A 22,153-nucleotide genomic window follows, 5' to 3' on the forward strand; every position below is an offset into this window, starting at 1 on the left:
CTGGGGGCACGTAGTGCACGCGCCCTGCATCGAAACATACTAACCAGCCCGCCTACACCGATCAGGCCCTAAATCGGTCATATGCCGGGCTATCGCTGCTTCAACGCCACCTGCAAAGCCTCCAGCGTGAGGTCGGATTGACGCTCCGCCTCATGCAGCTCTTGCTCCCAGTCGATCTTGCACGGCGCCAGGTCGGCGTGCTCGCGCGCTTGCAGCAACCATTGCAGGCGGTCATGCCAAGTGCCCAGGTCGCCCTGGGCCTTTTTCAGCAGGCGTTGCAGTTTTTTTCCGGCATGCTCAAGCTGCGGATACGCCTCATCACCGTAGCGTGCACGCTTGATCAACAGCCGCAGCCGATGCCGATCGTGGGCCGGATCGGCCAGTGCCTTGCGCAGCTTGCGCCATTGCTGAACCAGGCGTTTGTCGATGCGTTTTTCCAGCGCACCCGCCAGGCCCTCGCGATCCGCCGCACGCAGGAACAACGGAAACACATCCACGATCGCCAGCAGACGGGTCAGTTGCGGGCTACCAGCGACACTGGCAAAGGCCTTGCCCCGCCCTGCCAGCCGCCGCTGCCCGGCCTCGACCAAGCCCCGCTCGACCAACTCGGCCGCCAGCACCTCCCGGTCACGCAACGGCGTCGTCAATGTGCCCAGGGACTTGGCAGCGCCCTCCAGCTGTTCGACACCCGGCAACCCCCGCAGCGGCCGCAGCAGGCTGCGCAAGCGCCGTACAGCGATGCGCAGGTCGTGCAGTGCCTCGCTGTCGGTATCCGCGGCAAGCCGCTCGCGGCAGGCCAGCAGGCGCACTTGCAAGGCCAGGATTTGTGACACGACATGATCGAGCATGGCAGACATGGGACGCTCCTCGGTCAGCGGCCAGCGCGCGACTCACGAATGTAGAAACGGGCCTTCTCGGCCTTCTTGGTACACCCTTCAAAACCTTCGAACTGCTGCTGGGTCTTGGCCCCCGTCAGCAGCGACAACGCCTTCGAATAACTGACAGTACCGGCAAACCCTTCGGCCTTGGCCAGGTCGAGCTCCTTCCAGGCGGCATCCAGCTGGGTCGCGCAGCTGTCACGGTAGGCCGTCTTGCCCGCACAGCCAGCAAGGGCCAGGGCAATCAGTGGAAGGCAGATCCAGGCTTTCATCGGTAATTCCTCAAAGTCAAAAGAGTGGCTGTTCGACGCATGGGCAAGCAAAAAGTGCCCGCGTGTGGGCTTTGCTTAGCGTAGATCAGCGCGGTCTACATTGAAGCACAGGCAGCAATGGGTGCATTGTTAAACCATGGTTGCACAGGCTGAGGGAAAATCATGAGTAAACGCGTGGCGCTGGTGTTGGGGTCGGGGGGTGCACGAGGGTATGCACATATCGGGGTGATCGAAGAAATAGAGCGGCGCGGCTACGACATTGCCTGCATTGCCGGCTGCTCCATGGGGGCAGTGATTGGCGGCATCTACGCCGCCGGCAAACTCGACGAGTATCGCAACTGGATCGAAAGCCTCGACTATCTGGATGTACTGCGCCTGGTCGACGTCAGCTTTCGCCTCGGTGCGATCCGCGGTGACAAGGTTTTCGGACAGATCCGCAAAATCGTCGGCGACATCAACATCGAACAGTTGCGCATTCCCTACACCGCCGTAGCCACCGACCTCACCCACCAGCAGGAAATCTGGTTTCAGGAAGGTTGCCTGCACCAGGCCATGCGCGCTTCGGCGGCGATCCCTAGCCTGTTCACCCCAGTGATGCAGGGCAACCGCATGCTGGTCGATGGCGGCATTCTCAACCCGCTGCCGATCGTGCCGGTGGTGTCCAGCCACTGCGACCTGATCATCGCGGTCAACCTCAACGCCACCAACCAGAAGCAGTACCAGTTGCCGGTGATCGAACGCCCGGCAGCCTTCAAGATGCGCTTCGATTCGCTACTTAGCTCACTGGGGTCGCGCCTGCCGTTCCGGCGCAAGCCGGCGGAAGAACTGATACGTATCGAACAGGAAATCGTTGCCGAAGGCCTGGCCCCACCCAGCCCATGGCTGGCGGACGTCGCCGACCCGGAAGGCCAGCAGCCCGCGGCCGCGCCCGAGCGCGAAGGCGCACCCAAGTCGGCCACCGGCTCGTTCATCATCGACAACGTGGGGCCGGCTTCGCTGCTGGACCTGATCAACCAGAGCTTCGAGGTGATGCAGACGTCGTTGGCGCAGTACAAGATCGCCGGTTACCCGCCAGATGTGTTGATCAACGTACCGAAGCGGGTGTGCCGGTTCTTCGAGTTCTACAAGGCCCCCGAGCTGATCGCCTTGGGGCGGGAGATTGCGCGGGACACGCTGGACAACTACGAAGGGGTGAAGCGCTAGGAGACCGCTCGTACAAAAGGCCAGAAACAAGACAGGCCGCATTATGCGGCCTGTCTTGTCATGCAGTGATCACTCAGTAACGGGTGATATCGGCATTGGCTTCCAGCTGCTTGCGGTAAGCCGCAAAGTCTTGCTGGCCGGCACGCGACGCGAGGTAGCGGCGAATCTGCTGCTTCTCTTCGTCGGTGGCGGCGGCGCCTTCGTTGACACCTTTGAGCTGCAAGACAACCAGGCTGCCATCGCCCAGGACCACGCTGCTGTACACCGGCTTGTCCTTGGCTTGCGGCTTGCCCAGGCGGAACACGGCCTGCAGTTCGGCCGGGTCGATACCCTCCTCACCGCGGGTCACCGCCTCGTAGGCTTTCCAGCCCTGCCCTTCATGGACGCTGCCAGCGGCAACAGAACCATCACGCAGGCCGGCAATCAGCTTGTCCGCCTTGGTCTTGAGCTCGGCAGTCGCCTTCTCCTTGGCCAGGTGTTCGCTGATGTTCTTGGCCACGGCTTCCAGCGGCAGTTGTTCTGGCTTGCGGTGCTCCTTGACGCGCAGCACCACGGTGGTTTCCGGATCGAGCTCGATGGCGGTGCTGTTGGCACCCTCTTCCAGCACTTCTTCCGAGAACGCCGCCTGGACCACTGCACGGTTGGCGGTGATACCTTCGCCACCCTCACGGCCGAAGGCTGCGGAGGTGTGCACCTTCAGGTTCAGGTCCTGTGCCGGCTGAGCCAGGTCAGACGCCTCGTACGCGGCATCCTGCAACTGCTTGCTGGCGTCGACGTAGCGCTGTTCCACCAGCGGGATCTTCAGGTCACGGGTGAGCTTGTCTTTCAGGCTGGCAAAGCTCGGTACTTCCGGCGCCTCGACACCCAGCAGCTTGATCAGGTGGTAACCGAACTCGGTGCGAACCGGGGCCGATACCTGGCCATCCTTCAGCTTGTACAAAGCATCTTCGAAGGCTGGGTCGTACACGCCCGGGCCGGCGAAGCCAAGGTCACCACCGCTGTTGGCCGAACCTGGGTCCTGGGAGAACTCCTTGGCCAGTGCGGCGAAGTTTTCACCCTTGGCCAGGCGCTGCTCGATCTCTTCGGCACGGGCCTTGGCCTGGGCGTCGGTGACCTTGTCGTTGACCTCGATGAGAATGTGCGCGGCATGGCGCTGCTCGGCGAGGTTGGCGATTTCTTTCTCGTACTGGGCCTTGAGTTCGTCGTCGCTGACCTTGACCTGGTCGAAGAACACCGACTTTTTCAGCTCGATGTAATCGATGACCACCTGGTCGGGCGACATGAATTCCTTGGCATGCTTCTCGTAGTGCGCCTTGACCTCTTCTTCGCTGACCTTGACCGCGGCCGGGTCGGCCTTGAAGGTCAGGGAGGCGAAATCACGGGTCTGCTTCTCAAGGCGTGCAAACGCCTCGACCTGCTTGTCAGTGACGAAGCTGCTGCCGGCAAGGCCGGTACGCAATTGGCCAATGAGCATTTCTTCGGCGAGCATGTCGCGGAATTGCAGGCGGCCGTAGCCCATCTGGCGAATGACCTGGTCGAAACGATCGGCGTTGAACTTGCCGTCAACCTGGAATTCCGGGGTTTGCAGGATCACTTGATCCAGCGCGGCCTCGGAGAAGGCGAACTTGGCATCTTCAGCACCTTGCAACAACAGCTTGCGGGTGATCAGGCCTTTGAGCGCCTCATCACGCAGCAGCTTGTCATCCAGCAGTGCAGGGTCGAAATCCTTGCCCAGCTGTTGCATCAGCTGGCGGCGCTGCATGTCGGCCGCTTGGCTCAGCTCGTTCTGGCTGATGGTCTGGCCGTTCACCTTGGCGGCGTCCTGGCTATGGCTGGCAGCCTGGAAAATGGCCTCGAAGCCGGTCAACGCCATCAACACGACGATTAGGCCGATGATGGTCTTGGCAATCCAACCTTGTGAATTGTCCCTGATATTTTGCAGCATGCGTCCCCCAGAAACGGCTGTACCACTGCGTCGACAACCGCGGAGCGTGGGTAGAATCCTGATAAAAGAAAGGCGCATCCGAGGATGCGCCTTTTCTTAGCAAACGTGTCAGGCGGGAACGTTTGCGACCCGCCTTAACGTGCTCGGACCTGGCGAAGCCGGGCCCGGCTGAAAGAGACGACTTAGTTGACGGCGTCTTTCAGGCCTTTGCCAGCCTTGAAACCTGGAACCTTGGCAGCAGCGATTTTGATGGCGTTGCCGGTTTGCGGGTTGCGGCCGGTGCGCTCGGCGCGCTCCTTGACCGAGAAGGTGCCGAAGCCAACCAGAACGACGTCGTCGCCTGCTTTCAGGGCACCCGTTACGGAGTCGATCACAGCGTCCAGAGCCTTACCTGCGGTAGCTTTGGAAATGTCAGCCGATGCAGCGATAGCGTCAATCAGTTCCGACTTGTTCACTCTAAGTCCCCTTATTTCTCTATTGAGTTTGTTTCTAAGTATGTAATGAAAAGCGTATCAAACGAGTGCTGGGTGGCCTGATAACAATAGCGTGCCGCTTTATAGCAAGGCCCCGAAAAAACTGTCAAGGAAAGCCCCCCAGCCAAAAACTACTAATGCGTGCTGATTCTTTCCTTCGCGTCGCTGTCGCGCTTCTCTTCCTTCGCGACAATCTCCGGAGCCACATCTGGCAAGGGCTCCGGGGCGTATTGCAGCGCAATTTGCAGGACTTCGTCAATCCATTTGACCGGTTTGATCTGAAGATCCTGTTTGATATTTTCCGGAATCTCCTTCAGATCGCGAACATTCTCCTCGGGAATGATCACCGTCTTGATACCACCACGGTGTGCCGCCAGCAGTTTTTCCTTCAGCCCACCAATGGCCAGCACCTGGCCACGCAGGGTGATCTCGCCGGTCATGGCCACATCGGCACGCACCGGAATCTGCGTCAACGCCGACACCAGTGCGGTGCACATGCCAACACCGGCACTCGGGCCATCCTTCGGCGTAGCACCTTCAGGCATGTGGATGTGCACATCGTGCTTCTCGTGGAAGTCGGCTGCGATGCCCAGGCTGCGGGCGCGGCTGCGTACCACGGTCTGCGCGGCAGTGATCGACTCGACCATGACATCGCCCAGGGAACCGGTCTTGATCAGCTGGCCCTTGCCAGGGATGACCACGGCCTCGATGGTCAGCAACTCGCCGCCCACTTGGGTCCATGCCAGGCCGGTTACCTGGCCGATCTGATCCTGCTGCTCGGCGAGGCCGTAGCGGAACTTGCGCACGCCCAGCAGGTGCTCGAGCTGCTCGCTGGACACCTTGACCTTGACCTGCTTCTGGCCGGTATGTTCCTTGACCACCTTGCGGCAGACCTTGGCAATTTGCCGCTCCAGACCCCGCACTCCGGCTTCGCGGGTGTAGTAGCGGATAATGTCGCGGATCGCCGAGATATCGACCTCGAGCTCTTCCTTCTTCAAGCCGTTGGCTTTGACCTGCTTGGGCACCAGGTACTTGACTGCGATGTTGATCTTCTCGTCTTCGGTGTAGCCCGGCAGACGGATGACCTCCATCCGGTCCAGCAGCGCTGGCGGGATGTTCATCGAGTTGGAGGTGCACAGGAACATCACGTCCGAGAGGTCGTAGTCGACTTCCAGGTAGTGGTCATTGAAGTTGTGGTTCTGCTCAGGGTCGAGCACTTCGAGCAGCGCCGAGGCAGGGTCGCCACGCATGTCACTGCCCATCTTGTCGATTTCGTCGAGCAGGAACAGCGGGTTACGCACGCCGACCTTGGTCATCTTCTGGATCAGACGACCTGGCATAGAGCCAATGTAGGTGCGGCGGTGGCCACGGATCTCGGCCTCGTCACGCACACCGCCGAGGGCCATGCGCACGAACTTGCGGTTGGTGGCAGCGGCAATCGACTCGGCCAGCGAGGTTTTACCGACGCCAGGCGGGCCGACCAGGCACAAGACCGGGCCGCGGATTTTCTTGACGCGCTTTTGCACGGCAAGGTATTCGAGAATGCGTTCCTTGACCTCTTCCAGGCCATAGTGGTCGGCATCGAGGATTTCCTCGGCCTTGGTCAGGTCCAGGCGCACCTTGCTCTGGGCCTTCCACGGCACCTGCACGAGCCAGTCGAGGTAGGAGCGAACCACCGTAGCCTCGGCCGACATCGGCGACATCTGCTTGAGCTTGTTCAGCTCGGCCTGGGCCTTGGTCAGGGCATCTTTGGGCAGGCCAGCGGCTTCGATGCGCTTTTTCAGCTCTTCGACTTCGTTGTGGCCTTCGTCGCCATCGCCGAGCTCTTTCTGAATGGCCTTCATCTGCTCATTCAGGTAGTACTCGCGCTGGCTGCGCTCCATCTGCTTCTTGACCCGACCACGGATGCGCTTCTCGACCTGCAACAGGTCGATTTCGGCATCCAGCAACGCCAACACGTGCTCGACGCGTGTCGCCAGGTCGACAATCTCGAGGATTTCCTGCTTCTGCTCGATTTTCAGCGCCATGTGCGCGGCCATGGTATCGACCAGGCGCCCAGGCTCTTCGATGCTGTTCAACGAGGACAGTACTTCGGCAGGGACTTTTTTGCCCAGCTGCACGTACTGTTCGAACTGCGACAGCAACGTGCGCACGAAGACCTCCGACTCGCGCTCGGCGGCGTCGACTTCGTCGATCAGGGAGACTTCGGCACGGATGTGCCCTTCCACTTCCGTGAAGCGCTCTACCGCGCCACGCTGCTCGCCCTCTACCAGCACCTTGACGGTGCCATCAGGCAGTTTCAGCAATTGCAGTACGGTGGCAACGGTGCCGACGCGGTACAAGGCATCTTCGCCTGGATCGTCATCGGCTGGGTTTTTCTGGGCCAGCAGCAAAATCTGCTTCTCGCCCGTCATCGCGGCCTCTAGGGCTTCAATGGATTTTTCGCGCCCCACAAACAGCGGGATGACCATGTGCGGGTAAACAACGACATCGCGCAATGGCAAAAGAGGCAAGTCGAGGGTGGTCTTCATGATTTCGCCTCTAACAGCGGCCTTGATGGCCGGAAACCGGTGGAAATGATGCTTGGACCTAATGTGGGGGCACGCTTGGGAAATTACAAGCGCTTGCGCAGGAAAAGCAGAAAGGGGCCCGTAGGCCCCTTTCTTGCTTGCAACCATCACCCAAGCATCACCTGAATCAGGCGTCGGGTGCGGCCTTGGCTTGCGGCTCGCTGTTCTCGTAGATCATCAGCGGCTGCGACGTCCCTTCGATGACGCTCTCATCGATCACCACCTTGCTGACATCCTTCTGCGAAGGAATCTCGTACATGGTGTCGAGCAGCACGCCTTCGAGGATGGAACGCAGACCACGGGCGCCAGTCTTGCGCTCCAGAGCCTTGCGAGCAACGGCCTTGAGCGCATCGCTGCGGAACTCGAGGTCGACGCTTTCCATCTCGAACAGCTTGGCATACTGCTTGGTCAGTGCATTTTTCGGCTCGGTGAGGATCTGCATCAACGCAGCCTCGTCCAGCTCATCGAGCGTCGCCAGTACTGGCAAACGGCCGACGAACTCTGGGATCAGGCCAAACTTGACCAGATCGTCCGGCTCAACTTCACGCAAGGACTCGCCAACTTTCTTGCCTTCTTCCTTGCTACGTACTTCTGCACTGAAGCCGATGCCACCCTTGGTGGAGCGGTTCTGGATGACCTTTTCCAGGCCAGAGAACGCGCCACCGCAAATGAACAGGATGTTGCGGGTATCAACCTGCAGGAATTCCTGTTGCGGGTGCTTGCGCCCACCTTGCGGTGGAACCGAAGCAACGGTGCCTTCGATCAGCTTCAACAGCGCCTGCTGCACGCCTTCGCCCGAGACGTCACGGGTGATGGACGGGTTGTCCGACTTGCGCGAAATCTTGTCGATTTCGTCGATGTAGACAATGCCCATTTGGGCCTTTTCCACGTCGTAGTCGCACTTCTGCAGCAGTTTCTGAATGATGTTCTCGACGTCCTCACCCACATAACCGGCTTCGGTCAGGGTGGTGGCATCGGCAATGGTGAACGGTACGTTCAACAGGCGTGCAAGGGTTTCGGCGAGCAGGGTCTTGCCCGAGCCAGTAGGCCCGATGAGCAGGATGTTACTCTTGCCGAGTTCGACTTCGTCGCCCTTCTTGTCACGCTGGTTAAGGCGCTTGTAGTGGTTGTATACCGCTACGGCCAGCACCTTCTTGGCGCGCTCCTGACCAATCACGTACTGGTCCAGGATGCCGCTGATTTCTTTCGGCGAAGGCAATTTGTGCGCGCTGCTCTCGGCCTGGGCTTCCTGCACCTCCTCACGGATGATGTCGTTGCACAGGTCGACGCACTCGTCGCAGATAAATACCGAGGGCCCGGCAATCAATTTGCGCACTTCGTGCTGGCTTTTGCCGCAGAAGGAGCAATAGAGCAATTTGCCGCTGTCCTCGCCGTTACGGGTGTCAGTCATTCGATCGATCCAATCCGGTAGGCTTGCAACACAAGATGAAGGCAATTGCGGGCTTTTTCAAGTCCGCAGGTAGGCGCTTTCGGCACCCACCTGCTCTGGCCCCTGGGATCAGGAGGCCAGTTGCCGCTTGTCGTATACCGAGTCGATCAGGCCGTACTCGGCCGCGCGCGAGGCGCTCATGAAGTTGTCACGCTCGGTGTCGCGCTTGATGGTCTCCAGATCCTGGCCAGTGTGGTAGGCCAGCAGCTCGTTCAGACGCGCCTTGATATTGAGGATTTCCTGGGCATGGATCTCGATATCGGTAGCCTGGCCCTGGAAGCCGCCCAGCGGCTGGTGAATCATCACGCGCGAGTTCGGCAGGCAGTGACGCTTGCCTTTGGCACCGGCAGTCAGCAGGAACGCGCCCATGCTGCAGGCCTGGCCGATGCAGATGGTCGAAACGTCCGGCTTGATGAACTGCATGGTGTCGTAGATCGACATGCCAGCGGTGACCGAGCCACCCGGCGAGTTGATGTACAGATGGATATCCTTGTCCGGGTTTTCCGCTTCGAGGAACAGCATCTGCGCTACGACGAGGTTGGCCATGTAATCCTCTACCGGGCCAACCAGGAAAATCACACGCTCCTTCAACAGGCGCGAGTAGATGTCGTAAGCGCGTTCGCCACGGGCGGACTGCTCGATAACCATCGGGACCAGGCCGCCTGCGGCCTGGATGTCAGAGCTCTGCTGAATATAAGAATTGCGGGACATGTCCTGCGCTCACTCCCAAATAGTCATGGCTTGAATACGCACAAGCCAGCGCGAAGGCTGGCTTGTGGGGGTTTCCTACGAGAGTAGCGTATTACTCGGCTTCGGCAGGTGCCTGGGCTGGTTTTACGGCTTCTTCGTACGAGACCGACTTGTCGGTCACAGTCGCTTTCTGCAGAACAGTATCTACAACTTGTTCTTCCAGCACAACCGAACGGACTTCGTTCAGTTGCTGGTCGTTCTTGTAGTACCAGGAGATGACCTGCTCAGGCTCTTGGTAAGCCGAAGCCATTTCTTCGATCATTTCGCGAACCTTGCCTTCGTCTGGCTTCAGTTCGAACTGCTTGACCACTTCAGCGACGATCAGGCCCAGGACCACACGGCGCTTGGCTTGCTCTTCGAACAGCTCAGCTGGCAGTTGCTCAGGCTTGATGTTGCCACCGAACTGCTGAACAGCCTGCACGCGCAGACGGTTGACTTCGTTTTCCAGCAGGGCTTTTGGCACTTCGATCGGGTTGGCAGCCAGCAGACCGTCCATGACCTGGTTCTTGACCTTGGCCTTGATTGCCTGACGCAGCTCACGCTCCATGTTCTTGCGAACTTCGGCGCGGAAGCCTTCCAGGGTCGATTCCTTGATGCCGAACTGAGCGAAGAAGGCTTCGTTCAGCTCAGGCAGCGCAGGGGCCGAAACGCTGTTGACGGTGATGGTGAACTCGGCGGCCTTGCCGGCCAGGTCCAGGTTCTGATAGTCCTCTGGGAAGGTCACGTTGACAACGCGCTCTTCGCCAGCCTTGGCGCCGACCAGGCCTTCTTCGAAGCCTGGGATCATGCGGCCGGAGCCCAGAACCAGTTGGGTGCCCTTGGCCGAACCGCCAGCGAACACTTCACCGTCGACCTTGCCGACGAAGTCGATGTTGACCTGGTCGTCGTTCTGCGCGGCGCGATCAACTTCTTCGAAGCGGGTGTTCTGCTTGCGCAGGACTTCCAGCATGTTGTCCAGGTCGGCGTCAGCCACTTCGGCGCTCAGGCGCTCGACGTTGATCGACTCCAGGCCAGCAACGGTGAACTCTGGGAACACTTCGAAGATTGCGACGAATTCCAGGTCCTTGCCCTTTTCGAAGGACTTCGGCTCGACGGCTGGAGCGCCGGCCGGGTTCAGCTTCTGCTCGACCACGGCTTCGTAGAACGAAGACTGGACCAGATCACCGAACACTTCCTGACGGGCGTCAGCTTCGAAACGCTGACGGATCACGCTCATCGGTACCTTGCCAGGACGGAAGCCTGCAACCTTGGCACGACGGGCAGTCTGTTGCAGACGCTTGTTGACTTCGGTCTCGACGCGCTCGGCCGGGACGGCGATGGTCATGCGGCGCTCGAGAGCGGAAGTGTTTTCAACAGAAACTTGCATGGATATTCCTCGTTGCACAGACGTTAGCCGGCGTTAGCCCGACTCCAGAATCAAGGGCAAGCATTCTAGTGAGTCGCGCAGCAGAAGTCACCCCACTCGGGACGACGGGAAACCACGCCGGTCGATTAACTTGCAAGGCCCGCACGGCTTACCGCCGAGCCCCTTTCAATTGAGGCTGCGCAACGCCTTTGGCGACGCGCAGCCGTAATAACTTGTCAAACAACTGCAGCCTACGAAATCGCTTCCTTTATTGAGGGTCGATCTCGTTGAACTGGCAGTACTCTTCCCACGCCATGCCCAGCGCCTCAGCGACCTCGCGATGGGTCTCCAGGCGCATGGCCTGCAGTTGCTCGGGGCTTTCGGCGATCAGTTGCAGCGCCAGCTCCCAAGGCTCGATGCCCTGCTCCTGCGCCGCATCTTCGAACGCCCACTCGATCTGCTGAGCTTGCTCACGCGCATCCAACTCGCGGATTTCTTCGAGCAGTTGCGGATTGGCTTCGGCGAAGCGCTGCAGCGCCAGGGCCTGACGGGCTTCTTTTGCAATCATGGGGTTATCCTCTGCCGACCGCGGGGCCGGTGTTTCAACCGGCTGAAATCTATCAGCTTTTATTGGGGTGTCACCAGAGGATTGCAAGGGGGTGCATGTAGATCCCACCCAAAAACCCCCACGTCAGAGACTGCGCCTACCAGGCCGTAGGAATACGCCTATACCGCGAGAGGGCTTCTGCAGGTTGAATGGAGTACCTTTTTTGGTACTATTCCATGAACAAGAAAACCATGCCACTGGAGGCTCACTTCTATCGCACCGAAGCAGGTAACGAGCCGGTACGCGATTGGCTGACCTCATTGCCCCGCACTTACAAGCACTTGATCGGCACCGAGATCAAAACAGTCCAAATCGGATGGCCAATCGGCATGCCACTCGTAAGAAAGCTTGAGAAAGACCTCTGGGAGATCAGGGTGAATCTCGTCGACACCATTGCCCGCGTGCTTTTCACCACAACAGGAAAGACGATGATCCTGCTCCACGGCTTCATCAAAAAAAGCCGAAAAACACCCACGATCGACCTGGAAACTGCCAGGCAGCGTAAAGCTGCACTAAAGAGGGATAACAGATGAACCCACACATCGGCTCCAACTTCGAAGACTTCCTGGCAGAGCAGGACCTTGCAGAAGAGGTTTCCGCAACCGCACTCAAACGCGTCATTGCCTGGCAGATAGCCGAGGCCATGAAAGCCAAAAAGATGAGCAAGAAGGCGCTGGCTGAACGCATGCACACCAGCAGAACAGCGATTGACAGAGCATTGGACCAGAACGACCCAGGTATGACACTGGCCACCCTGGCCAGTGCAGCCAGAGCCCTTGGGCAGCGTGTGGAGGTGCGACTGGTGCCAGACAAGGAACACACCCCGGCGTGAGCACGACCTGCCCCTGACCTGCCAGGCAAAAAACACGACGAAGAGGCCGCTGCAGGCAGCCCCTTCACAAAAAGACGCCCCACCCGCCAACATGAAACGCAAAAAACAAAGGCGCCCGATCTTACGATCAAGGCGCCTTCGAAAAATATGGGGTGGACGATGGGAATCGAACCCACGACAACCGGAATCACAATCCGGCGCTCTACCAACTGAGCTACGCCCACCATATTGCGGTGTTGCGGTACAACCTTACAGAAGCATGGTGCGGACGAAGAGACTCGAACTCTTACAGCTTGCGCCGCTGGAACCTAAATCCAGTGTGTCTACCAATTTCACCACGTCCGCGTAACGCTTAAAACAAAGGCGCCAGATACTATCAAGGCGCCTCTGTAAAATATGGGGTGGACGATGGGAATCGAACCCACGACAACCGGAATCACAATCCGGCGCTCTACCAACTGAGCTACGCCCACCATATTGCGGTACATCTACTTGCTTGCCTAAGCTGCCTGATGGCGCACCCGGCAGGACTCGAACCTGCGACCATCCGCTTAGAAGGCGGATGCTCTATCCAGCTGAGCTACGGGCGCATAAGCGATCAGCCTAACCGAACGATGCTTTAGCAGAGAACCGCTAAACCATTCATTCTGCCCGACTTTGCCAACCAGTGCTAGGCAGTGCCCGACAAGTGCGGCGAATGTTATAGTCGAGGCGCAGGGTCGTCAACATCTTTCTCAAAAAAATTTAAATTATTTAAGGGGTTAGGGGATTTGCCCGACCACCCGCCTTTGCCCTCGGGCCGTGTCGTGCGAGAATGTGCCCTCTTTATTGTTTCCTTCTCGATGGTTAATCACGCGTCTATGACTGCACACCTAATCGATGGCAAGGCGATCGCCGCCAGCCTGCGCCAGCAGATCGCTCAACGTGTCGTGGAGCGTCGCCAGCAAGGCCTGCGCACCCCAGGCCTGGCTGTGATCCTGGTCGGCACCGACCCCGCCTCCCAAGTCTATGTTTCGCACAAGCGCAAGGACTGTGAAGAGGTCGGCTTCATTTCCCAGGCGTTCGACCTGCCCAGCGAAACCACGCAGCAAACCCTGACCGACCTGATCGACCGCCTCAATGATGACCCGGCTGTCGACGGTATCCTGCTGCAGCTGCCGCTGCCCGCGCACCTGGACGCCTCGCTGCTGCTCGAGCGTATTCGTCCGGACAAGGATGTCGATGGCTTCCACCCTTACAACATCGGTCGCTTGGCCCAGCGCATCCCGCTGCTGCGCCCGTGCACGCCCAAAGGCATCATGACCCTGCTCGAAAGCACCGGTCAGGACCTGTACGGCATGAATGCGGTGATCGTCGGCGCGTCCAACATCGTGGGCCGCCCCATGGCCATGGAACTGCTGCTGGCCGGCTGCACCGTCACTGTCTGCCACCGCTTCACCAAGGACCTCGCCGGCCACGTCGGCCGTGCCGACCTGGTGGTTGTGGCCGCCGGCAAGCCGGGGCTGGTCAAGGGTGAGTGGGTCAAGGAAGGCGCCATCGTCATCGACGTGGGCATCAACCGCCAGGAAGACGGCAAGCTGGTCGGCGATGTGGTCTACGAGACCGCCCTGCCGCGCGCGGGCTGGATCACCCCGGTGCCGGGTGGTGTCGGGCCGATGACCCGCGCGTGCTTGCTGGAAAACACGCTGTATGCGGCGGAAGAGCTGCATAAGTAACAAGGCATGACATGAAAACGGCACCTGCTGCAGGTGCCGTTTTTTTGCCTGAAGGTTTTAGGCTCGCTGCACCGGCCTCTTCGCGGGTAAACCCGCTCCCACAAGTTCGGCACCTGTCTTCAAGACAGCGATGAACCTGCGGGCTTGCCCCGCGAAGAGGCCAACGCGGTCATCAGCCGATTACTTGCGCGCTGCCTCCCACGACTTCAGCAACTCGGTGTAGCTCACCGTCTCGCCCTTGGGCTTCTCGTTAGCCAGCTTCGGCTTCGGCGCACCCGGCTGGTCATACCAATACTGGGCATCCTTTTCCGGATTGAGCTTCGGTGCACAGGTCGCCTGTGCGTTGGAACGCTGCAGCCGTTCCATCATGCGGTCCTGATCGCGGGCCAGGCCATCCAGCGCCTCCTGCGGGGTCTTTTCGCCACTGGCCACTTCGGCGATATGGCTCCACCACAACTGCGCCAGCCGCGGGTAGTCAGGCACGTTGGTGCCGGTGGGCGTCCATTGCACCCGCGCCGGGCTGCGGTAGAACTCCACCAACCCACCCAGCTTGGGCGCAAGGTCCGTCATGGCCTGGGAGTTGATGTCCGACTCACGAATCGGCGTCAGGCCGACGATGGTCTTTTTCAGCGACACGGTCTTGGAGGTTACGAACTGCGCATACAACCAGGCGGCCAGGCGTTGCTTCTCCGGGGTGGATTTGAAGAAGGTCCACGACCCCGTGTCCTGATAGCCCAGCTTCATCCCCTCCTCCCAATACGGCCCTTTCGGCGACGGCGCCATGCGCCACTTCGGCGTGCCATCGGCATTGACCACCGGCAAGCCGGGTTTGGTCATGTCGGCGGTAAAAGCCGTGTACCAGAAGATCTGCTGGGCAATGTTGCCTTGGGCCGGCACTGGGCCCGCTTCGGAGAAAGTCATGCCCTGGGCTTCCTTGGGCGCGTAGGCACGCATCCAGTCCACGTACTTCTGCGTCGCATAGACCGCCGCGGGGCCGTTGGTGTCACCGCCTCGGGTAACGCTCGAGCCCACCGGGTGGCAGTCCTCGACGCGAATCCCCCACTCGTCCACTGGCAAACCATTGGGCAGGCCTTTGTCGCCACCACCGGCCATCGAGAACCAGGCATCGGTGAAGCGCCACCCCAGCGAGGGGTCTTTCTTGCCGTAGTCCATGTGGCCGTACACGCGCTTGCCGTCGATTTCCTTGACGTCTTCGGTGAAGAATTGGGCGATGTCCTCGTAGGCCGACCAGTTCACCGGCACGCCCAGTTCATAGCCGTACTTTTCCTTGAATTTGGCTTTTAGCTCAGGCCGCTCGAACCAGTCGGCACGGAACCAGTAAAGGTTGGCGAACTGCTGGTCAGGCAGTTGATAGACCTTGCCATCCGGCGCGGTGGTGAAGGAGATGCCGATGAAGTCTTTCAAGTCCAGCGTCGGCGAGGTGTAGGCCTTGCCCTCGTTGGCCATCAGGTCAGTGATCGACTCGACCTTGCCGTAACGAAAGTGCGTGCCGATCAGGTCCGAATCGTTGACCCAGCCGTCATAGATGTTCTTGTCCGACTGCATCTGTGTCTGCAGCTTCTCCACCACGTCGCCTTCCTGCAGCAGGTCGTGGGTCAGCTGGATGCCGGTGATCTCGCTGAATGCCTTGGCCAGCACCTTGGACTCGTATTCATGGGTGGTGATGGTTTCCGACACCACGTTGATCTTCATCCCACGAAACGGTTCGGCGGCCTTGATGAACCACTTGAGTTCGGCCAACTGCTGCTCTGGGGTCAGGGTCGACGGTTTGAACTCACTGCCGATCCACTTGTTCGCCGCGTCTTCGTACTGGTCGGCCCACGCCATCCCGTGCACGCTGGCCAGCACCAGCAACGCGGCCAGGGTCAAATGTCGCCGTTTATGATTGTTGTGGAACATTGTGATCTCCCGATTGAGTTATTCCCGGAGCCGTCGCTCAGCCCCAGCGCAACACCACCACGAGCCAGCCCAGCGACAGCAGCGAGGCCACCCACAAAGGCCAGTCGCTGACCCCGACTACCAGCAAGTGCAGGTAGGCGCTGGCCAGCAGGCCGATGAACAACCGGTCGCCACGGCTGGTGACGATCGGCAGGAAGCCGCGCCGCTCCACGCAGGGGCGGCGCAGTTCAAGCAGGGTCATGCACAACAGCAGCATGCCGACGGCCGCGAAGAACAGCGCCGTGGGCAAGGTCCAGGCCATCCATTCCATGTGCTCCCCTCCTCACACTCGGCCGAGGGCAAAGCCCTTGGCGACATGGTTGCGGACAAACCAGATCACCAGCATGCCGGGCAGGATGGTCAACACCCCGGCCGCCGCCAGCACGCCCCAGTCGATCCCCGAAGCGGACACGGTTCGGGTCATCACCGCTGCGATAGGTTTGGCGTTCACCGAAGTCAGGGTGCGCGCCAGCAGCAGTTCGACCCAGGAAAACATGAAGCAGAAAAACGCCGTCACACCGATGCCGGAGCCGATCAGCGGGATGAAGATCTTTACGAAGAAGCGCGGGAAGCTGTACCCGTCGATGTAGGCCGTTTCGTCGATCTCTTTCGGCACCCCCGACATGAAGCCTTCAAGAATCCACACCGCCAGCGGCACGTTGAACAGGCAGTGGGCCAGCGCCACGGCAATGTGCGTGTCGAACAGGCCAATCGAGGAATACAGCTGGAAAAACGGCAGCAGGAACACCGCCGGCGGTGCCATGCGGTTGGTCAACAACCAGAAAAACAGATGACGGTCGCCGAGGAAGCGATAGCGCGAGAAGGCATAGGCCGCCGGCAACGCCACCGCCAACGAAATGACTGTGTTCAGGCACACGTAGTACAGCGAGTTGATATAGCCGCTGTACCAGCTCGCATCGGTAAAGATCACCCGGTAGTTGTCCAGCGTGAATGCCTGCGGCCACAGGGTCAGGCCGCCAAGGATTTCGGTGTTGCTCTTGAACGACATGTTCAGCAGCCAGTAGATCGGCACCAGCAGGAAAAAGAAGTACAGCAACAGTGGCACTGCTTTGCGCGCGCTCATGGCCTAGTCCTTGTCGGCGTGCGTCATGGCGGTATAGAACAGCCACGACACCAGCAGGATGATCAGGAAGTACACCAGCGAAAACGCCGCGGCCGGCCCCAGGTCGAACTGCCCTACCGCCATGCGCGTGAGGGTCTGGCTGAGGAAGGTGGTGGCGTTGCCGGGCCCACCACCGGTCAGCACGAACGGCTCGGTGTAGATCATGAAGCTGTCCATGAAACGCAGCATCACCGCAATCAGCAGCACGTTCTTCAGCTTTGGCAGCTGGATATGGCGGAACACTGCCCAGGCCGAAGCCCGGTCGATGCGGGCAGCCTGGTAATAGACATCCGGTATGGCGCGCAGGCCCGAATAACACAGCAGCGCCACCAGCGACGTCCAGTGCCAGACGTCCATCACCAGCACCGTGAGCCAAGCATCGAACGGGTCGCCGGCATAGTTGTAGTTGACCCCAAGCTTGGCCAGCGTGGCACCGAGCAGGCCGATGTCGGCGCGGCCGAAGATCTGCCAGATGGTACCGACCACGTTCCAGGGAATGAGCAGTGGAATAGCCATCACGATCAGGCAGATCGAGGCCATGCGCCCCTTGGTCGGCATCGTCAAGGCGATGGCGATGCCCAATGGAATTTCGATCAGCAGCACGCAGCCGGAATAGATGAACTGGCGCAGCAAGGCATCGTGCAAGGCCGGGTCGCGCAACACCTGGCGGTACCAGTCGGCACCGACGAAATAGCGGTTGGACTGGTCGAAGATGTCCTGCACCGAATAGTTGACCACGGTCATCATCGGCACCACGGCGCTGAACGCCACCAGCACGAACACCGGCAGTACCAACCACCACGCCTTGTTGTTGCGCACCTTGTTCATGGCCCGGCCTCCAGCAGTACATCGTCGACATACAGCATCAGCCACTGGCTCGGCAGGGTGACCCAGGCCTGCCCCGCCGGCAGCGGGCGATCCTCGCCCAGGCGCGCCTTGAGCGTGGCGCTGCCGAGCTGGAAGGTGACGATGCGGTAGGTGCCCAGGTCTTCGATATCCAGCACCTGCACGGCAAACGCGTTGTCGAGCGGGCTGTCCCAAAGCTGCACGAACTCCGGCCGGATGCCCACTTGCAGGCGCCCGCCTGCGGTTGCCGCCAAGCGTTCGCGCAGGCCCTCGGGCAGCGTCAGGTGCAAGCCATCAAAACCGACGCCATCGGCCTCGGCACGCACGTCGATGAAGTTCATGCCGGGGCTGCCAATGAAGTAGCCGACAAAGGTGTGCCGCGGGCGCTCGAACAATTCGCGCGGGGTGCCGAACTGGACGATGCGCCCGCCGTGCATCACCGCGATCTTGTCAGCGAAGGTCGAAGCCTCCAACTGGTCGTGGGTGACGTAGATCATGGTGATGTTGAACTGCTCATGGATCTGCTTGAGCTTGCGCCGCAGCTTCCACTTCAGGTGCGGGTCGATCACCGTCAACGGCTCGTCGAAGAGGATCGCCGAGACGTCATCGCGCACCAGGCCACGGCCCATCGAAACCTTCTGCTTCTCGTCGGCGCTGAGGTTGCGCGCCTTCTTTTTCAACACAGCGGACAGGTCGAGTACCTCGGCGATCTCTTCGACCCGGGCACGCACCCTGCCCTCGTCCACGCCCTGGTTTCGCAGGGGGAAGGCCAGGTTGTCGAACACCGTCATGGTGTCGTACACCACCGGAAACTGAAACACCTGGGCGATGTTGCGCGCCTGCGGCGACAGCGCGTTCACGGGCTTGCCGTCGAACAGCACGTCGCCATGGGAGGGAGTAAGCAGCCCCGAAATGATGTTGAGCAAGGTCGACTTACCGCACCCCGAAGGCCCGAGTAAGGCATAGGCGCCGCCTTGCTCCCACACATGCTCCAGCGCGTGTAGGGCGTAGTCCGCCTCCGAGGTCGGTTGACGGCTGTAACTGTGCGCCAGCTGGCGCAGGCGGATCTCGGCCATCAGCGACTCCTCGCCTGACGCACGCCTGGAGCCTGCACCAAGGCTCCGGCAGCGTCGAAGACAAACAGCTTGTGCGTGGGGATGAACACGCGGATCGGGGTGTCCACCTGGTACTCGTGCACACCCGGCAGGTGCAGGGTCATCCGCCAGTGTTCATTGCGCACGTGGAGGAAGGTTTCCGAGCCACTGATCTCGGCCAGCTCCACCAGCACCGCCAGCTCCAGGTCATCATCATGGGTCGGCACCAGGGTGATGTGGCTGGGGCGCACGCCAAAGCGGTAGTCCCCCTCGCCCAGGCGCTGCAGGTCGGCATTGCGGGCAAAGTGCACCGCCTGCGCCAGGCTCACCTCGTTGCCGGCGATGCGCCCAGGCACCAGGTTGATCGGCGGCTCGGAAAACAGCTCGGCGGCCAGCACGCTGCTGGGCTGCTGATAGACCGCAGCGGTCGGGCCGCTCTGCACGATGCGCCCCTCATGCAGGATCGTCGTGGTGCCGCCCAGCGCCAGCGCTTCGTTGGGTTCGGTGGTGGCGTACACGGCAATGCAATTACGCGCCGCAAACAACGCCCGCAGCTCCTGGCGCAGGCCTTCACGTAGCTTGTAATCGAGGTTGACCAAGGGCTCATCGAACAGGATCAGCGAGGCGTCCTTGACCAGCGCCCGGGCCATCGCCGTGCGTTGCTGCTGGCCGCCGGACAGCTCCAGCGGCAACCGCTGCAGGTAGGCTTCGATGCGCAGCATCTCGGCGGTTTCCTGCACCCGCCGGCGAATTTCCGATTCGGCCAGGCGCGCCTGGCGCAGGGGCGAGGCGATGTTTTCGTACACGCTCAAGGTCGGGTAGTTGATGAACTGCTGATACACCATCGATACGTTACGCAGGCGCACCGGCACCCCGGTGACATCGTTGCCGTCCAGCAGCACACGGCCCAGGTCCGGGCGGTCGAGCCCGGCCATCAGGCGCATCAGGCTGGTCTTGCCGGCCAGGGTGCGGCCGAGCAAAACGTTGAACGAACCCGGCTCGAAACGCAGGGACGCATCGACGATGCAGGCCTGGTTATCGACACTGCGGCTGACCTGCTCCAGCACCAAGGACATGGCGTGGCCTTTTTAGGATTGTTGTCCGCTGGGCAGAGCGAGTTTCGTGCCAGCCCGGCCTGAACGCTCTGCCGCGCGCCCTCACCGCGCAAGGTCAGCCATGGCCTGTTCACAGCTGAACACATTCGCTGGACAACTGAACACGCCAAGGTTTGACAATGAACAACGGTGGACGACACTGAACAGCGGTCGGCTGATAACAACAATCACACAGGACAGGCCCATGGCCGCATCCGCTTCGCCGCATGCCCAACTGATCCAGGCATCCTGGGCGCGTTGTCGCGACCACGGCCTGCAACCGCAAAGCCCACCCGATTTCGATTGCCTGCCGCCGGCCGAACTGAGCGCCCTGCTGGAGCGCCGCCAGGCCCTGCTGCACCTGACGCGCGATGAGGTGTTGCCGCAATACGCACACCTGCTGGGCAACGCCAGCTACCTGGTGATGCTGGCCGACGCCGGTGGCTGCCTGCTCGACAGCTGGGGTTCGCGGCGCTTCGTCGACCCGCGCCAGCGCCACGGCTTCAGTGCCGGCGCACACTGGCACGAGCGCGGCGTCGGCACCAACGCACTCGGCACGGCGCTGGTCTGCGCCGAGGCAATTCATGTGGGCCAGGATGAACACTTCCTGCGCCAGAACCGCTACCTGTGCAGCGCTGCAGCGCCGGTGTTCGATGGCGAACGGCAGCTGGTCGGCGCGCTCGATGTGGCCAGCGACGGGTACTTGCCTGCCAGCCAGACGCTCGGCCTGGTACGGATGATGGGCCAGAGCCTGGAGAACCGTTTGATTCTGGCGCAGCATGCCGACCACCACGCCCAACTGCTGTTCAACAGCGCCTCCGACAACCTCGACAGCCCCTGGGCGGGCTTGCTGGTGTTCGATGAGCGCGGCCAGGTCATTGCGGCCAATCACCGGGCCGACAGCCTGCTCGGCGACAACCCGCTGCGGCAAAACCTCGAGCAACTGTTTCAAGTCCCGTTGCAGCAGTTGCTAGCCCAGCCGCCGCAACAGCCCTTCGCCTTGCAAGCCGCCGGGCGCCACCGCTTCCACTGCCAGTGGCAAGCGCCGCGCCACGGCCCCAAACGCCCGGCCCCTGGCCCTGTCGACCCACGCCTGGACAACGCCTTGGCCCAGGCCAGCCTGTTACTGGAAAAAGACATCCCGGTGTTGATCCAAGGCGAAACCGGGGTTGGCAAGGAAGTCTTCGTTGAGGCCCTGCACCGCGCCAGCCGCCGCGCCGGGCAGCCGCTGATTGCAGTCAACTGCGCGGCGATCCCCGCCGAGCTGGTTGAGTCGGAGCTGTTCGGCTATGACAAAGGGGCCTTTACCGGCGCCCACCACAAGGGCAACCCCGGGCTGATCCGCAAGGCCGACCACGGCATCTTGTTTCTCGACGAAATCGGCGACATGCCGCTGCCGACCCAAGCCCGGCTGCTGCGCGTGTTGCAATCGCGCAGCATCCAGCCATTGGGCAGCGGCGAGCCGGTGACCGTGGACATCCGCGTGGTTTCGGCCAGCAACCGCGACCTGGCCGAAGCCGTGCGCAACGGGCAGTTTCGCGAAGACCTCTACTACCGCGTGGCCGGGCTGACCCTGGTGTTGCCCGCCTTGCGCGAGCGAAGTGATCGGCACGCGCTGATCGAGCAGGTGCACGCCCGGCATCTCGCCCCCGGGCAACCCCGGCAACTGCCCCCGCACATACTCGACCTGCTGTTGCACCACCCCTGGCCAGGTAACCTGCGCCAGCTCAACAGCGTAGTGCAGGTGGCGCTGGCTCTCGCTGGCAGCCAGCCCATCGGCACCGAACACTTTTCAGCGTGTTTCCTTGCCCAGGCCGGCACACCTTGCGCATGCTCGCCACCCGCCCCTGCCACGGACCTGGCCAACCTGCTGCACAGCTGCGGCGGCAACATCTCATCGCTGGCACGCCTGCTCGGCATCAGCCGCACCACCCTGTACAAACGCTTGCGTGAACAGGGGCTCGAACCCGCCCACCTGCAGGGTGGGCGTTGAAGGT

General features: G+C 61.0%; 20 protein-coding genes and 4 tRNA genes. 5 read left to right on the forward strand and 19 right to left on the reverse strand.

Going from position 1 to position 22,153, the window contains the following annotated elements; translation table 11 throughout:
* Window positions 1-89 precede the first annotated feature (89 nt).
* Together OO306_RS12865 and OO306_RS12870 are read right to left on the reverse strand one after the other, a co-directional pair.
* Window positions 90-857, reverse strand: coding sequence for a CHAD domain-containing protein (locus OO306_RS12865; RefSeq protein WP_265968920.1), 768 nt, complete (start codon window positions 855-857; stop codon window positions 90-92).
* Between the two features lie 14 nt (window positions 858-871).
* Complete coding sequence (locus OO306_RS12870) at window positions 872-1,150, reverse strand: hypothetical protein (protein ID WP_027593946.1); 279 nt, start codon at window positions 1,148-1,150, stop codon at window positions 872-874.
* A gap of 162 nt (window positions 1,151-1,312) precedes the next feature.
* Between OO306_RS12870 and OO306_RS12875 the strand changes: the two genes are divergently transcribed.
* Window positions 1,313-2,353, forward strand: a complete 1,041-nt coding sequence (locus tag OO306_RS12875) for a patatin-like phospholipase family protein (RefSeq protein WP_027593947.1) — start codon at window positions 1,313-1,315, stop codon at window positions 2,351-2,353.
* Between the two features lie 73 nt (window positions 2,354-2,426).
* Here OO306_RS12875 and OO306_RS12880 read toward each other — a convergent pair whose 3' ends face one another.
* The 7 genes from OO306_RS12880 to OO306_RS12910 form a co-directional block, all read right to left on the reverse strand.
* Entirely contained in the window at window positions 2,427-4,298 is a 1,872-nt protein-coding gene (locus OO306_RS12880; RefSeq protein WP_186679025.1) for a SurA N-terminal domain-containing protein, read from the reverse strand.
* 182 nt (window positions 4,299-4,480) lie between these two features.
* Window positions 4,481-4,753, reverse strand: coding sequence for an HU family DNA-binding protein (locus OO306_RS12885; protein WP_027593949.1), 273 nt, complete (start codon window positions 4,751-4,753; stop codon window positions 4,481-4,483).
* A gap of 152 nt (window positions 4,754-4,905) precedes the next feature.
* The gene (gene lon / locus OO306_RS12890; protein ID WP_027593950.1) at window positions 4,906-7,302 is read right to left on the reverse strand and encodes an endopeptidase La; all 2,397 of its coding nucleotides are present in this window, start codon (window positions 7,300-7,302) and stop codon (window positions 4,906-4,908) included.
* Between the two features lie 166 nt (window positions 7,303-7,468).
* A complete protein-coding gene (gene clpX, locus OO306_RS12895; protein ID WP_033699106.1) occupies window positions 7,469-8,752 on the reverse strand; it encodes an ATP-dependent Clp protease ATP-binding subunit ClpX in 1,284 nt (427 codons plus the stop codon).
* Window positions 8,753-8,860: 108 nt separating this feature from the next.
* On the reverse strand, window positions 8,861-9,502 hold the full coding sequence (clpP, locus tag OO306_RS12900; RefSeq protein WP_027593952.1) for an ATP-dependent Clp endopeptidase proteolytic subunit ClpP: 642 nt from the start codon (window positions 9,500-9,502) through the stop codon (window positions 8,861-8,863).
* Between the two features lie 91 nt (window positions 9,503-9,593).
* Window positions 9,594-10,907 (reverse strand): trigger factor, encoded by a 1,314-nt coding sequence (gene tig / locus OO306_RS12905; RefSeq protein WP_085273229.1) that lies wholly within the window; start codon window positions 10,905-10,907, stop codon window positions 9,594-9,596.
* A 247-nt stretch (window positions 10,908-11,154) separates the two neighbouring features.
* Complete coding sequence (locus OO306_RS12910) at window positions 11,155-11,454, reverse strand: DUF6388 family protein (RefSeq protein ID WP_099453469.1); 300 nt, start codon at window positions 11,452-11,454, stop codon at window positions 11,155-11,157.
* Window positions 11,455-11,669: 215 nt separating this feature from the next.
* Between OO306_RS12910 and OO306_RS12915 the strand changes: the two genes are divergently transcribed.
* Entirely contained in the window at window positions 11,670-12,026 is a 357-nt protein-coding gene (locus OO306_RS12915) for a type II toxin-antitoxin system RelE/ParE family toxin (RefSeq protein ID WP_265968923.1), read from the forward strand.
* Window positions 12,023-12,325, forward strand: a complete 303-nt coding sequence (locus OO306_RS12920) for an XRE family transcriptional regulator (RefSeq protein ID WP_027593956.1) — start codon at window positions 12,023-12,025, stop codon at window positions 12,323-12,325. Before OO306_RS12915 ends, OO306_RS12920 begins: the two co-directional genes overlap by 4 nt.
* Before the next feature lie 148 nt (window positions 12,326-12,473).
* On the opposite strand, the gene OO306_RS12925 is transcribed toward OO306_RS12920, so the two are convergent.
* From OO306_RS12925 to OO306_RS12940, 4 genes are all read right to left on the reverse strand, one after another.
* A tRNA-His gene (locus OO306_RS12925) sits at window positions 12,474-12,549 on the reverse strand.
* Window positions 12,550-12,585: 36 nt separating this feature from the next.
* Window positions 12,586-12,670 (reverse strand) — tRNA-Leu (locus OO306_RS12930).
* A 52-nt stretch (window positions 12,671-12,722) separates the two neighbouring features.
* Window positions 12,723-12,798 (reverse strand) — tRNA-His (locus OO306_RS12935).
* A gap of 40 nt (window positions 12,799-12,838) precedes the next feature.
* A tRNA-Arg gene (locus OO306_RS12940) sits at window positions 12,839-12,915 on the reverse strand.
* A gap of 270 nt (window positions 12,916-13,185) precedes the next feature.
* On the opposite strand from OO306_RS12940, the gene folD reads away from it, so the two are divergent.
* Window positions 13,186-14,040 (forward strand): bifunctional methylenetetrahydrofolate dehydrogenase/methenyltetrahydrofolate cyclohydrolase FolD, encoded by an 855-nt coding sequence (folD, locus tag OO306_RS12945; protein ID WP_027593957.1) that lies wholly within the window; start codon window positions 13,186-13,188, stop codon window positions 14,038-14,040.
* A 180-nt stretch (window positions 14,041-14,220) separates the two neighbouring features.
* Here the strand turns inward: folD and OO306_RS12950 are convergent, their stop codons facing one another.
* The 6 genes from OO306_RS12950 to OO306_RS12975 are packed head-to-tail and all read right to left on the reverse strand — an operon-like array spanning window position 14,221 to window position 20,138.
* Window positions 14,221-15,960, reverse strand: coding sequence for an ABC transporter substrate-binding protein (locus OO306_RS12950; RefSeq protein WP_027593958.1), 1,740 nt, complete (start codon window positions 15,958-15,960; stop codon window positions 14,221-14,223).
* Between the two features lie 37 nt (window positions 15,961-15,997).
* On the reverse strand, window positions 15,998-16,270 hold the full coding sequence (locus OO306_RS12955) for a DUF2160 domain-containing protein (protein WP_027593959.1): 273 nt from the start codon (window positions 16,268-16,270) through the stop codon (window positions 15,998-16,000).
* 12 nt (window positions 16,271-16,282) lie between these two features.
* On the reverse strand, window positions 16,283-17,083 hold the full coding sequence (locus OO306_RS12960; protein ID WP_027593960.1) for a carbohydrate ABC transporter permease: 801 nt from the start codon (window positions 17,081-17,083) through the stop codon (window positions 16,283-16,285).
* Window positions 17,084-17,086: 3 nt separating this feature from the next.
* Window positions 17,087-17,950, reverse strand: coding sequence for a carbohydrate ABC transporter permease (locus tag OO306_RS12965; RefSeq protein ID WP_027593961.1), 864 nt, complete (start codon window positions 17,948-17,950; stop codon window positions 17,087-17,089).
* Complete coding sequence (locus OO306_RS12970; protein ID WP_265968924.1) at window positions 17,947-19,044, reverse strand: ABC transporter ATP-binding protein; 1,098 nt, start codon at window positions 19,042-19,044, stop codon at window positions 17,947-17,949. Before OO306_RS12970 ends, OO306_RS12965 begins: the two co-directional genes overlap by 4 nt.
* Entirely contained in the window at window positions 19,044-20,138 is a 1,095-nt protein-coding gene (locus OO306_RS12975) for an ABC transporter ATP-binding protein (RefSeq protein WP_027593963.1), read from the reverse strand. Before OO306_RS12975 ends, OO306_RS12970 begins: the two co-directional genes overlap by 1 nt.
* A 223-nt stretch (window positions 20,139-20,361) precedes the next feature.
* Here OO306_RS12975 and OO306_RS12980 point away from each other — a divergent pair, with 223 nt between their 5' ends.
* On the forward strand, window positions 20,362-22,149 hold the full coding sequence (locus OO306_RS12980; RefSeq protein WP_265968925.1) for a sigma-54-dependent Fis family transcriptional regulator: 1,788 nt from the start codon (window positions 20,362-20,364) through the stop codon (window positions 22,147-22,149).
* Window positions 22,150-22,153: the final 4 nt, after the last annotated feature.

It is taken from the genome of Pseudomonas sp. DCB_AW (assembly GCF_026240895.1).
Classification (GTDB): Bacteria; Pseudomonadota; Gammaproteobacteria; order Pseudomonadales; family Pseudomonadaceae; genus Aquipseudomonas; species Aquipseudomonas kermanshahensis.